Below are 12,323 nucleotides of genomic sequence, written 5' to 3' on the forward strand. Positions count from 1 at the left end.
GGCAGTGTCGTCACGGGTGCTGCGCGAGTAACCGAACGTACGGAGGCGGAGAGTGCCGAGACATCGCGGTCGTAGGCGTGGAAAAGCAACGAGGATAGGGGTGTTGGCAGCAGCGGCTCTTGTCACGAGTCCGTTGCTCGCAGGGTGTGGTTCGTCCGACAGTTCGGTTCCGGTTCTGAGTTTTTACACTGCCGCAGACGGCGCAGAGCAGTACGCCGCTGCGGCACAGGTGTGTTCGGACGCCTCGAACGGTCGCTACCGCGTGGAGCAGTGGACTCTCCCCAAGAGCGCCAACGATCAGCGCCTCCAGCTCGCACGGCGTCTCGCCGGAAACGACCGGACGCTGGATCTGATGACGCTCGACGTGGTGTGGACGGCCGAATTCGCCGAAGCCGGGTGGGCATTGCCCGTCCCGGCCGACCTGTCGGCGAAACTGCGCGACGGCTCCACCCTGCAGGGCCCTCTGGCCACGGCGGAATGGCAGGACCAGCTGTACGCGGTTCCGCTCAACTCCAACACGCAATTGCTCTGGTACCGACCGGACGTGGTGCCCGGCGGTGCGCCGCCGCAGACGTGGGATGAGTTGATCGACGTGGCCGAGGCCAATGCGGCCGCGGGCAAGCCCGCGGAGATCGGCGTCCAGGCCAAGCAGTACGAGGGCTTCATGGTCTGGTTCAACACCTTGCTCGAGAGTGCAGGCGGGTCGGTCGTCGGAGAAGACGGAACGACGGTGACTCTGAACGACACTCCCGAGCACCGCGCCGCCACCGAGAAGGCCCTGGAGATCATCAAGCGCGTCGCCACCGCGGACGGTCACGATCCCTCGGTCTCGCAGAGCGACGAGGGAACCGCCCGGCTCGGCATGGAAGCGGGACGGATGGCCTTCCAGGTCAACTACCCCTTCGTGTTGCCCGGCCTGAAAGAGAACGCCGCGGCCGGCGCGGTGTCGTTCCTGGACCTGTCCGGTGTGCCTGCCGATCAGCAGGACGCGCGGATCGCCGAGGTCTTCCGCAGTGCGCCGTATCCGGAGGTCATTCCGGGTGAGCCCGCGAAGGTCACCATCGGCGGATTCAACATCGGTGTCGCGAAGACCACCCAGCACGAGGATCTGGCCTGGGATGCGGTGGCCTGCCTGACCAACGAGGAGAACCAGCGCAACAACGCCGTCAACGGTGGTGTGCCGCCGGTACTTGCACGTCTCTACGACGATCCCGAGTTCCAGGCTGTCTATCCCGCGTGGGAGGGCGTACTCGGTTCCATCCAATCGGCGGCAGTGCGGCCCGTATCTCCTGCCTACCAGAGCATTTCGATTCTGCTGACCGATGCGCTCAACCCACCCCAGGACATCGATCCGGTAGCCGACGTGGACAAACTCGCAGATCTGGTCACCAAGGCCGTCAATTCCGAAGGGTTGATTCCATGAGTGCTCACGCGGCCGAGCCGCAGCCGAAGGCTCACGACAAACAAGCGGCACTGAAGAACATCTCCGACGGCAAGAAGGCCGAACGTCGGCTGGGTCTGTTGCTCGTCGCACCCGCAGCGATCTTGATGCTCGCTGTCACCGGATACCCGATCGTCTACGCGTTCTGGCTCAGCCTGCAGAAGTACAACCTCGCGTTTCCCGAGGATCGAAGATTCGTCGGTGTCTCCAACTACGTCACGGTGCTCTCCGACGGCTACTGGTGGACGGCGTTTTCCGTCACGGCAGGCATCACGATCATCTCGGTGATCATCGAGTTCATCCTCGGCCTGGCGGTGGCTCTGGTCATGCACCGCACCATCTTCGGTCGTGGGCTGGTTCGCACCGTGGTGCTCATTCCGTACGGCATCGTGACCGTCGCCGCGGCCTACAGCTGGTACTACGCATGGACGCCGGGAACGGGCTATCTCGCGAATCTGTTGCCCGACGGTAGTGCTCCGCTCACCGAGCAGTTCCCCTCCTTGGCGATCGTCGTGCTGGCCGAGGTGTGGAAGACGACGCCGTTCATGGCGTTGCTGCTGCTGGCAGGACTGGCGCTGGTACCCGACGATCTGCTCAAGGCGGCCGAGGTCGACGGAGCGGGTGCCTGGACCAGGCTGATGCGCATCACGATCCCGTTGATGAAGCCGGCGATTCTCGTCGCGGTGCTGTTCCGCACACTCGATGCGTTCCGCATCTTCGACAACATCTACGTCCTCACTCGCGGTAGCAACGAGACAGGATCGGTGTCGATTCTCGGGTACAACAACCTGTTCGGTGCGTTCAACCTCGGACTCGGATCGGCGATCAGCATTCTGATCTTCTTCTGCGTCGCGATCATCGCGTTCGTGTTCATCAAGTTGTTCGGTGCCTCGGCACCGGGATCCGACGACGGAGGCCGCAAGTAATGACCACTGTTACGCCTCGCAAGAAGGTCGGTTGGACGGTCGTCAACGTCCTCGTCCTGCTCTACGCCCTGATTCCGCTGCTGTGGATCATCAGCCTCTCGTTCAAGTCGACGGCCACCATCGCCGACGGCAACTTCATCCCTACCTCGATCACCTTCGACAACTACAAGGGCATCTTCTCGACCAATCAGTTCACCTCTGCATTGGTGAACTCGATCGGCATCGGACTGATCACCACGGTGATCGCCGTGGTGATCGGCACGATGGCCGCCTATGCCGTTGCTCGCCTGGACTTTCCGGGTAAGAAGCTGCTGGTCGGTGCAGCGCTGCTGATCGCGATGTTCCCGCAGATCTCGCTGGTGACACCGTTGTTCGACATTTCCCGCTCGCTGGGACTGTTCGATACCTGGCCGGGACTGATCATTCCGTACATCACCTTCGCGTTGCCGTTGGCGATCTACACCCTCTCGGCGTTCTTCCGGGAGATTCCGTGGGAGCTCGAAAAAGCGGCGAAGATGGACGGCGCAACCCCCGCGCAGGCGTTCCGCAAGGTCATCGCCCCGCTGGCCGCCCCGGGTATCGTCACCGCATCGATCCTGGTGTTCATCTTCGCCTGGAACGACCTCCTTCTTGCCATCTCCTTGACGGCAACAGAGCGTTCGGTCACCGTCCCGGCGGCCATCTCGCAGTTCACCGGTAGCTCTCAGTTCGAGGAGCCCACAGGGTCGATCGCGGCGGCCGCCGTCGTCATCACGATCCCGATCATCATATTCGTGCTCTTCTTCCAACGACGTATCGTGGCGGGCTTGACGTCCGGCGCAGTGAAGGGATAACCGTCATGGCCGAAATCGTTCTCGACAAAGTCACCAAGCTCTACCCCGACGGCGCAGCTGCGGTCAGCGACGTCGACATCACCATCGCCGACGGCGAGTTCATCATTCTCGTCGGGCCGTCGGGCTGCGGAAAGTCGACCACCCTCAACATGATTGCCGGACTCGAGGACATCTCCTCCGGTGAACTGCGGATCGCGGGGGAGCGCGTCAACGAGCGGGCACCGAAGGATCGCGACATCGCGATGGTGTTCCAGTCCTACGCGCTGTATCCGCACATGACGGTGCGGCAGAACATCGCCTTCCCGCTGACTCTTGCGAAGCTCTCGAAGTCCGAGATCAACAGCAAGGTCGAGGAGGCAGCCAAGATCCTCGACCTGAGTCAGCACCTGGACCGCAAGCCGGCGAACCTCTCCGGTGGTCAGCGTCAGCGAGTTGCCATGGGACGTGCGATCGTTCGCACACCCTCGGCGTTCCTGATGGACGAGCCGTTGTCCAACCTCGACGCCAAGCTGCGAGTGCAGACCCGCGCCGAGATCTCGCGTCTGCAGAAGCGGCTCGGCACCACCACCGTGTACGTCACGCACGATCAGACCGAGGCCATGACTCTCGGCGATCGCGTCGTGGTGCTGCGCGGGGGACTGGTGCAGCAGATCGGGTCTCCGCAGGAGCTCTACGACAAGCCGCGAAACCTGTTCGTGGGTGGCTTCATCGGATCGCCCTCGATGAATTTCGTTCCCGGGCAGCTCACCTCGAACGGTGTGTCGACCGCGCTCGGCGATATCGAACTTCCGCTCGAGCGGATGGATTCGATCAAGGCCAAGAACCCGGGCCGCGAAGTGGTGGTGGGCATCCGTCCGGAGCACTTCGACGATGCTGCACTGATCGACGGGTACCAGAAGATGAGCGGGGCCACCTTCACCGCCACCGTCGATGTGCTGGAATCGATGGGCAGCGACAAATACGTGTACTTCACGCTCAAGGGCGCGCGAGTCGAGTCGAGTGAACTTCAGGAGCTCGCCGCCGACGCCGGTATTGCCGATCTCGGTGGCGCACAGGTGGTCGCTCGTCTTGCCGCCGAGTCCAAGGCCGCCGAGGGCGGTCAGGTGGAACTGTGGTTCGACCCGGCGAAGGTTGCGGTGTTCGACCAGGCCTCGGGTGCCAACCTGACGATCTGAGCGCTGCGCGCATGTGCGCGGAACTTCGTAGTGGGTTACGAAGTTCCGCGCACAACAGGTGAGAGCGCAGAACCGGTTGTCGGCCGCGAGAACCTGGTCGTGTCGGAATCGGCAACGACGGTCGATTCCGGATGCGGCGGGGTGCTCTTGATGGCCAGGGCCGCGAGGGCGACGACGGCGCATGCCGCAGCACCGGTGAGGAAGGCCGCGGTGTAGACGATTTCGCGGGCGACGGTCGTTCCGTCGATGGTGAACATGGCCAGCACGGTGGAGAGTGTGGCACTCGCGATCGAGGTGCCGACGGTTCGCACGATCGAGTTGACGCTGTTCGCCACACCGGTGTCCGCTGCGCTGACCTCGGCCATGAGCAGGTTGGGTAGGGCAGCGAACGCGAGGCTGACGAACAGGTTGATGACGATACCGGCGGTGATCAGTTGCCAGGCCCGATCATGGGCGAGTGCGACGAACACGAACCCGATCAGACCGATCATGGCTCCTGCTACGAGGACCCGGCGAGGTCCGTACGACCGAATGAAACGGCCGCTGACGACAGCTGAGACCACGCCCACCGCCGCGCCGGGCAGGAGGTACACGACGCTCGCTTCGAGAACGTTGGCGGTGAAGCCGTAGCCGGCCACGGCGCGCGGGGTCTGTACGAAGAACGAGCAGGCCAGAAAATTGACGAACATCCCGATGCCGACGAAGAGCGTGGCGACGTTGGTGGCGAGCAACGGCCCGTGGGTGAGCATCCGGGGTGCGACGAGGGGTTCGTCGGTGCGGTTCTCGAAGACCCACCACAGGGTTCCCAGCAGCGCGCCGGCGATGGCGCAGCCGATCGTGGCAACCGAACCCCACCCCCAGGTGCGGCCCTGTGTGAGTGCGAGAAACAGAAGCAGAAGTGTCCCGGCGAGCAGCACGGCACCCCACCAGTCGACGGAGCCGCCGGCGGTTCTCGGCCGAGCGGGAACTCCGAACCAGGCGATGGCGAGGGCGACGACGACGATGGCAACGGTGAGCCAGAACACCCGGTGATAGTCGGCGCCGTTGGAAGTGAGCAGTCCGGTCAACACCAGTCCGAACCCACCGCCGACACCGAGTGTGCCGGACAGGATTGCCATCGACCCGACCAGTTTCGCGGGCGGCATCTCGTCGCGCAGCACGGCCAGTGCGATGGGGAACAGGGCGTACGAGACGCCTTGCAGTACCCGACCGGCGAGCAGCCACACGAGTGAATCCGTCATGGCGGCCAGCAGCGATCCGGCGAGCACCACCGTCAGGACACCGACGAGGACGGGACGTTTGCCGTGCAGGTCGGCGAGTCGTCCGATGATGGGAGTGGCGATCACCGCGGCGAGAAGGTTGGCCGTGAGTACCCAGCCGGCTGCGGTGGTGCCGACGCCGAGCTGGGTGCCGATGGTTCCCACGATGGGTACGACCATCGTCTGCAGGACGGCGAGGGTCATGACGACGAAACAGAGTCCGGGCAGCAGAATGCGGCGGGTGGACATAGACGAACTACCTCATTACGTGATCAAAGTTCACAATCGCGCCGAATGAACAAAAGTGTTGAACGCATCTAAGTAGTTACCAGACATCGGTCCACTACGGAAGCGAGGACGGAGTCACTGCGGCCGGGTGGGTCTTCCCAGAGCTTTCTGTCGCAGTTCGCTGACGATCTCGTCGTTCCAGACGTGTTCGCGAACGAGGCGGTAACGCTCGCGGCTCATCCAGAGGTACGCCTCCGCATCGGTGCGATCCTCGAGGATCTCCGCCGCGCGCACCATGCGCACCACCGGCAGGTACTCCTCGCCGAACCAGCGGCGCGCGACGGTACCGCGGTCGACGAATTCACCGACCTCCTGCATCAATCGGAACCCCCAGGCCTCCACCGACTCGCTGAGCTGGGCGTAGTCGAAAGGATCGGAGACCTGAACTGCCTCGCGGGCCTTGCCGACCAACGGCACGCGGCTGAGGAAGATCCGGCGGTGATCCTTGATCAGCAGGTCGCCGGGTCGAGTGATGCCCTCGGGCGAGATGCGCGTGATGATCTCGGTGACCACGGCGTCGATCGTGGTCCGGTGCATCGCGAATGCGATGGAGACTCGATGATGACCGTCGACGACGAAGTGCATTCCACCGATGCGATAGACCTGGATCGGTGGCATCGCCTCGCCACGACGTTGCGCGGCCGCCAGCCGCTGCCAGCGTTCACGGATGCGCGCCGATGTCGGCCGGAAGAAGCGGTCGAAATCGCGGGTGCGATCGACGCTGCCGACGATGGTTTCGACTCGAATGACCTGCAGACCGAGGTGCCGCTCGCCCACCTTGCCGAGGGCGGTGACCACCTCGTCGAACGGCAGGATGGTGTTGACGTCGTCGGGCTGACGACGGAGCCATCCGACCAGGCGGGCCACGTCGGCGCGTCGACGCTGACGAGTGAAGTCGTTCTCCGCATCCGCGGCCGGAAAACCGGTGTCACGTGCCATGTCTGCGCCTCACGATCTTCGGTGCCTCGAATTCCGTTGTGCGGACGCCCGGTTCGATCTCGAGGAGGGTGTATCCGACGGTGTTGATGACCGCGGCGCCGTGCAGGGTCAGATCTTCCGGGGTGGCGCCGTGAGGATGAATGTGGCCGTGCAACAACAACCGTGGGGCCAGTCGACGCGTCACGTCGTCGAGACAGTCGAAGCCGACGTGCGCCGGATCGGTGTCGTCACCGACGCCGAGCGGCGGACTGTGGGTGAGCAGGATGTCGAGGGGGCGCTGGTCTTTGCGGACGGTGCGTTGCCAGGCGAACGTTCGAGTCAGGGTGCGTGAACGTCGGCGTTGCTGCCGCTGGGTCCACTGGTTGGGCCCGCCGTTGTAGCGGATAGACCCGCCCAGACCGGCGATACGCAGGCCGGCCGCGGAGACGATTCGGCGGTCGACGTTGACGGCACCGACCGGGCCCGGCCAGGTCGTGGGTAGCCCGGCGCGCATCCAACCCGCACGGCCGGCCGAGTATCCGGTGAGGTCGGCGTCGTGGTTGCCCGGAACGAACACGCACGGCGCGTTCAAGGCGTCGGTGAGGTACTCGAGGTAGTCGAAGGGGAGATCGCCCGCGCCGAGAATCAGGTCGACGTCGAGCGACTTCACCTGCGGACTCCACAGGGATTCGATCGTTTCGTCGGCAACAGCGAGAACGGAGACCACGGGTACGACGGTACCCACCTCGGGTGTGGTGGTACCTCCGAACGGACTTCTCGGACATCGGTGGTGTTGGATGGGTCAGGTGAGCGACAGTGTCATAGCAGCGGTACGCACACATCTGGCGACCGAGATCGGCGACGAGCAGCCGTCGTCCGCGTCGGTGACGTTCCTCGGTCTGGAGCCACTGGACGTCCTGAGATTCGGCGCGGACCCCGACGTGGTTCGGTACGTCAGTCTCGGCTGTTCTCGACACCCCATGGCCGATCCCAACGAACTCGTCGCGGACCCCGCGCGCGGTCCCCGAGCCGAATTGGTGCTGACCCTCAAAGGCGGCGCAGGTGTGGCGTCGGGCGTGCACAAGAGCGTGGCCGTGCTGGCCGCCTCGCCCGCGGTGGAGGGCGTCGTACTGGTCGAGGATGCGCTACTCGACCTGGGGGAACCGCTGTGGGCCACTGCGCCGTTCACCGCTGTGCTGCTCGGCGCGAGCGACATCGCCGACCTGACGCTGCCCGAGCCCTACGATCCTGTTCGTTTTCTGGCCGCTGTACCCCTGACCGGCACCGAGGCCGCCTGGGTACGGCTGCGCGGTGCCGACGCGCTGCGCGAGGCCTGGGCCGAGGCCGGGATCGACGTACGCGATCCGAATCGGTCCGCGGCCAGCCTCTGACGCTCGTCAGCGCGCGTAGGCCGCCAACTCAGGTTCGGCAGCGACCGAATCTTCGATGAAGTGCCGGGGCACCTGAGTGAGAAAGCTCGACCCGGTGGGCGCGGAGTCCGAGTCGAAGCGCACGTCGGGCATCGAGGTGGTGAAGCACAGATTGTGCGAAATGCGCTTGCGCACTGCCGGTCCGTCGTGATCGAGGGCATCGAGGACGATGTTGTAGGCAACGTTGTCGCCCAGAATGGTGAAGTGCTCCACGGGCCGCAGCGGACAGACGTCCTGGACGGCGATGTTCGCGGCTCCGGCAAGAGTGCTCGCCCGCGGTTGCGGATAGATGAGTTCGTCGAATCGGGTGAAGATCGAGGTGTAGCTGGGACCCTGCGGTAGCGGCTGCGCGGCCAGCGCCGTGAGGAACTGCGATCCGGTGGCGATCTGCCAGTTCGCCGGCGGGCACTGCTGCGAGTCGGCACACCCGTTTCGGGCCGAATCGGTGCCGTTGAACGGGGTGGCGAGGGAGATGAAATCCGACACCAGGGCAGGTAGATCCGGCCAGAAGGTCAAGGCCCAGAGCTCGTCCAAGGGGCCGTGCTGGTGACCCATCAGGACGACCTTGCGGCCGCTGTCTGCGGCCATCGTCCGAACCGCATGCACCACGTACTGCGCCGAGATCTGCAGGTCTCCGTAGCCCTCGTCGGGAAAGGACAGGCTGCACACCGGAATGCCGACGGCAGGCAGGGACTGCAGGTAGTTCCAGCCGAACGATTGCCGATCGGTGGCGAACGCCGGGGTGAGCAGCACAGGATCTCGGGTGGCGTCGTGCAGATCGGTGGTGCACGTGAGCGCGCGGTCGAGCTCGGCAGGCGCGACGGTCAGCGGCGGGCCGGTACCCGGATCGGCGAGAACCGGCTGAGCCGACGCTGCCCCCGGCGCGTACGAGCAGAGCACGGCGACCACCGAGGCCAGTACCAGTGTGCGGATTCTCATCGATCCCTTCCGGACGGGAGTGCAGATCCTCTGCAGTCTCATCCGGTGCCGACCGAGGGGCTCACCGCCCGGAGGGGGTCGGGGTAATCACCAACAACCGTCGGAATCCGTTGGACGACGTCCAGTCTCGCGCGTGCCTGCTAGAGCCAATCGTTCTTGTGGAACGTACGCCACAATCCGATACACACACATGCGACGATTGCGGCGATCACGTGGTACCCGTACGTCCAGTGCAACTCGGGCATGTTGTCGAAGTTCATCCCGTAGATGCCCGCGACCATCGTGGGCACAGCGGCGATCGCCACCCACGCCGAGATCTTGCGCATGTCCAGGTTCTGCTGCATCGTCACCCGCGCCAGCGCAGCGTCGACCAGAGAACTGAGCACCTCGTCGTACTCGGAGATTCGTTCGGCGACCGTGGTGTGGTGATCCTGAACGTCGCGCAGGTAGCGCCGCACGGACTTGGGGACGCTCGGTTCCTGGACCAGCCTCGCCAACGGCGTCGACAGTGGTGTCACCGAACGGCGTAGCTCGACGACTTCACGCTTGAGCAGGTAGATGTTCTCGATCGGCACGTGGTGATTGGGCGAGAACACCTCTTCTTCCATGCCGTCGACGTCCCGCTCGATCGAGTCGGTCACCGCGAGATATTCGTCGACGACGTGGTCTGCCACCGCATGCAACACCGCCGATGGGCCCAGTGCGAGCTGTTCGGGGTTCGCTTCGAGGCGATGCCTCACACCGGCCAACCCCGAATGCTCACCGTGCCGGACCGTGATGACGAACTCGCGGCCGACCATCACCATGATCTCGCCGCTCTCGACGATCTCGTTGGCGGTCGTCACCGACTCGTGTTCGACGTATTTCACCGTACGCAGCACGAGGAACGCGACGTCGTCGTAGCGCTCGAGCTTGGGGCGCTGGTGTGCGTGCACGGTGTCCTCGACCATCAGCTCGTGCAGTTCGTACGTCTGGGCGATCGCACTCATCTGATGGTCGTCGGGTGCGTGCAGACCGACCCACACGAACCCTTCGCCACGGCTTCGCACCTCGGCAATGGCCGAGGTGTGCGTGAATCTGCCGGGCAACCGAGCGCCGTCTACGTACACGGCGCAGTCGACGATCGCGCGAGCTGTGGGTACCGGAATTCGCGGGCCCGGGTCGTGGTCGGCCTTGGACCCTCGTCGATGCAAAGACGGGAGCGACGGGCGCGGCGGAAGGGACGGCATGGCGGACAATCGTACGCCAGCAAAACGACGCCGGAGTGGGCCTGGAACACTGGTCTGGTGCGCATCGATCTCCACACCCACTCGACGGCGTCGGACGGCACCGACAGCCCCGCCGAGCTGGTCCGCTCCGCGTCTGCGGCGGGACTGTCGGTGGTGGCCCTGACCGATCACGACACCACGTCGGGATGGGACGAAGCGGCGGCAGCCGTCCCGTCCGGTCTGACTCTCGTGCGCGGCATGGAACTCTCGTGCACCGGACGCGGCGAGGACGGCAAGCCGGTTCCAGTGCACCTGCTCGCGTATCTGTTCGACCCCGCGGACGAGGCCTTCGCGCAGGAGCGGGTCCGCCTGCGCAGAGAACGGGTGACTCGGCTGCGTGCCATTGCCGAGAACATGGCGGCCGACGGTCTGCCGATCGATCCCGATGCAGTGCTGGCCTCGGCCGGAGACGCGGCCGGACGACCACACCTGGGCCGCGCCCTGATCGACGCCGGATACGTGCCGGACATGAATGCCGCGTTCGCCGGTCCGCTTGCGACCAGCGGCAAATACTATGTGGAGAAGGCCGATACGCCGCTCGAGCTTGCGGTGGAGATGATCGCGGCAGCCGGCGGGGTCAGCGTGCTCGCACACGCCAGGGCCCGTGCTCGCGGCCGCATCCTCGACCTGGACCACATTCGCGAACTCGCCGCGCTCGGGCTCGGCGGGGTCGAAGTGCACCACATGGATCACTCGCCTCGAGACACCGCGGTGATGGCCGATCTCGCCGCCGAACTGGACCTGATAGTCACCGGGTCCTCGGATTACCACGGCACCAACAAGACGGTGAAGCTGGGCGAGTACACCACCGCCCCGGAGCAATACGACCGGATAGTGGCGGCGGCCCGCCCATGACATTCGACGTGACGCTCTACCTGACGGTGTTGATCACCCTGTTCGTGATCATGGACCCACCGGGCGCGATACCGGTGTTCCTGTCCCTGGTCGGCCGCAAGAGCAAGGAAGCCCGCAACAAGGCTGCCTGGCAGGCCCCCGCGGTCTCGCTGACCGTCATCTCGGTGTTCGCGATCGGCGGCCAAGCGATCCTGAGCTACTTGCACATCGGCATTCCGGCGCTTCAGGGTGCGGGCGGGCTGCTGCTGCTGCTCATCGCACTGTCGTTGCTCACCGGAAAGGGCGCGGGCGGCGACGCCGCTGCGGAGGATGTCAACGTGGCGCTCGTGCCGCTCGGAACCCCGCTGATGGCAGGTCCCGGTGCCATTGCGGCGGTGATCGTCTACGTCAGTCAGGCCGACGGCGACGCCGGCTCGCTGCTGGCGATTGCGTTGGGCATCATCACCATTCACGTTCTGTTCTTCCTGGTGCTGCGCTTCTCGACGGTGTTGATCAGGCTTCTCGGCGAAGGTGGTATTTCGCTGCTGGCGCGTATCGCAGGTCTGTTGCTGGCCGCCATCGCCGTGCAGTTGATTGCGGACTCGGTCCGCGGATTCGTGGCCGGAGGATGACCGGGGCAGTGTACGGCGCAGGGGCAGGGCTCCGATTCCTGCGCGGATTCAGCGGTATCGTCACCGCGGGATTGGTGGTGCTCGCGATCGGGGTTGCCGTCACCCAATACCTCGGCCACTCCCGTGGCTTTCCCGGTCCCGGTGTTCTCTCCGTCGCCGCCCACATCGCCGCCGCCGTCGTCGCCGTGGTCGCACAGCGGTTTGCCGACCACCGGCGCGGGTTCTCTGCGGTCCTCGGGGCGATCGCGGTCTTCGGCGTCGCGGCCCTCGTCCTGTGGACCCAGTGGTGGCAATAGAACACTCGATGGTGGCTGACAGAGCAGAGGGGCCACGACCGGTTCGTTCCTGACTCTGTGGTCAGGTCGAGTGGCGATATGGCA

The 12,323-nt window shown here is 65.0% G+C and carries 13 protein-coding genes; 8 read left to right on the forward strand and 5 right to left on the reverse strand.

Going from position 1 to position 12,323, the window contains the following annotated elements; genetic code table 11:
• The first annotated feature begins 100 nt into the window (after positions 1 to 100).
• Genes RHODMAR_RS10695 through RHODMAR_RS10710 form a run of 4 tightly spaced genes read left to right on the forward strand, consistent with a single transcriptional unit; the run spans position 101 to position 4,375 of the window.
• Positions 101 to 1,423 carry an ABC transporter substrate-binding protein gene (locus tag RHODMAR_RS10695; protein ID WP_008714303.1) on the forward strand — a complete coding sequence of 441 codons (1,323 nt, stop codon included), beginning with the start codon at positions 101 to 103 and terminating at the stop codon, positions 1,421 to 1,423.
• Positions 1,420 to 2,367, forward strand: a complete 948-nt coding sequence (locus RHODMAR_RS10700; protein WP_008714304.1) for a carbohydrate ABC transporter permease — start codon at positions 1,420 to 1,422, stop codon at positions 2,365 to 2,367. The genes RHODMAR_RS10695 and RHODMAR_RS10700 overlap by 4 nt, the downstream gene beginning before the upstream one ends.
• Positions 2,367 to 3,200 (forward strand): carbohydrate ABC transporter permease, encoded by an 834-nt coding sequence (locus tag RHODMAR_RS10705; protein ID WP_008714305.1) that lies wholly within the window; start codon positions 2,367 to 2,369, stop codon positions 3,198 to 3,200. Before RHODMAR_RS10700 ends, RHODMAR_RS10705 begins: the two co-directional genes overlap by 1 nt.
• A gap of 5 nt (positions 3,201 to 3,205) precedes the next feature.
• Positions 3,206 to 4,375: an ABC transporter ATP-binding protein gene (locus RHODMAR_RS10710; protein ID WP_008714307.1), complete on the forward strand. Its 1,170-nt coding sequence runs from the start codon at positions 3,206 to 3,208 to the stop codon at positions 4,373 to 4,375.
• A gap of 35 nt (positions 4,376 to 4,410) precedes the next feature.
• Here the strand turns inward: RHODMAR_RS10710 and RHODMAR_RS10715 are convergent, their stop codons facing one another.
• The 3 genes from RHODMAR_RS10715 to RHODMAR_RS10725 form a co-directional block, all read right to left on the reverse strand.
• The gene (locus RHODMAR_RS10715; RefSeq protein WP_008714309.1) at positions 4,411 to 5,883 is read right to left on the reverse strand and encodes an MFS transporter; all 1,473 of its coding nucleotides are present in this window, start codon (positions 5,881 to 5,883) and stop codon (positions 4,411 to 4,413) included.
• 114 nt (positions 5,884 to 5,997) lie between these two features.
• Complete coding sequence (locus RHODMAR_RS10720; protein WP_008714311.1) at positions 5,998 to 6,861, reverse strand: hypothetical protein; 864 nt, start codon at positions 6,859 to 6,861, stop codon at positions 5,998 to 6,000.
• On the reverse strand, positions 6,851 to 7,567 hold the full coding sequence (locus RHODMAR_RS10725; RefSeq protein WP_042938751.1) for a metallophosphoesterase family protein: 717 nt from the start codon (positions 7,565 to 7,567) through the stop codon (positions 6,851 to 6,853). Before RHODMAR_RS10725 ends, RHODMAR_RS10720 begins: the two co-directional genes overlap by 11 nt.
• Before the next feature lie 79 nt (positions 7,568 to 7,646).
• Here RHODMAR_RS10725 and RHODMAR_RS10730 point away from each other — a divergent pair, with 79 nt between their 5' ends.
• Entirely contained in the window at positions 7,647 to 8,231 is a 585-nt protein-coding gene (locus tag RHODMAR_RS10730) for a suppressor of fused domain protein (RefSeq protein WP_198289430.1), read from the forward strand.
• A gap of 6 nt (positions 8,232 to 8,237) precedes the next feature.
• Here RHODMAR_RS10730 and RHODMAR_RS10735 read toward each other — a convergent pair whose 3' ends face one another.
• Positions 8,238 to 9,209 (reverse strand): esterase/lipase family protein, encoded by a 972-nt coding sequence (locus RHODMAR_RS10735; RefSeq protein WP_008714317.1) that lies wholly within the window; start codon positions 9,207 to 9,209, stop codon positions 8,238 to 8,240.
• A gap of 140 nt (positions 9,210 to 9,349) precedes the next feature.
• The gene (locus RHODMAR_RS28665) at positions 9,350 to 10,438 is read right to left on the reverse strand and encodes a magnesium and cobalt transport protein CorA (RefSeq protein WP_042938733.1); all 1,089 of its coding nucleotides are present in this window, start codon (positions 10,436 to 10,438) and stop codon (positions 9,350 to 9,352) included.
• 57 nt (positions 10,439 to 10,495) lie between these two features.
• Between RHODMAR_RS28665 and RHODMAR_RS28670 the strand changes: the two genes are divergently transcribed.
• From RHODMAR_RS28670 to RHODMAR_RS10755, 3 genes are read left to right on the forward strand one after another with little or no spacing between them, the layout of a single operon-like run.
• A complete protein-coding gene (locus RHODMAR_RS28670) occupies positions 10,496 to 11,332 on the forward strand; it encodes a PHP domain-containing protein (RefSeq protein ID WP_042938734.1) in 837 nt (278 codons plus the stop codon).
• Positions 11,329 to 11,943: a MarC family protein gene (locus RHODMAR_RS10750; protein ID WP_008714323.1), complete on the forward strand. Its 615-nt coding sequence runs from the start codon at positions 11,329 to 11,331 to the stop codon at positions 11,941 to 11,943. Before RHODMAR_RS28670 ends, RHODMAR_RS10750 begins: the two co-directional genes overlap by 4 nt.
• Positions 11,940 to 12,239 carry a hypothetical protein gene (locus RHODMAR_RS10755; protein ID WP_008714325.1) on the forward strand — a complete coding sequence of 100 codons (300 nt, stop codon included), beginning with the start codon at positions 11,940 to 11,942 and terminating at the stop codon, positions 12,237 to 12,239. The genes RHODMAR_RS10750 and RHODMAR_RS10755 overlap by 4 nt, the downstream gene beginning before the upstream one ends.
• Positions 12,240 to 12,323 lie beyond the last annotated feature (84 nt).

Source organism: Rhodococcus sp. AW25M09 (assembly GCF_000333955.1).
Lineage (GTDB): Bacteria > Actinomycetota > Actinomycetes > Mycobacteriales > Mycobacteriaceae > Rhodococcoides.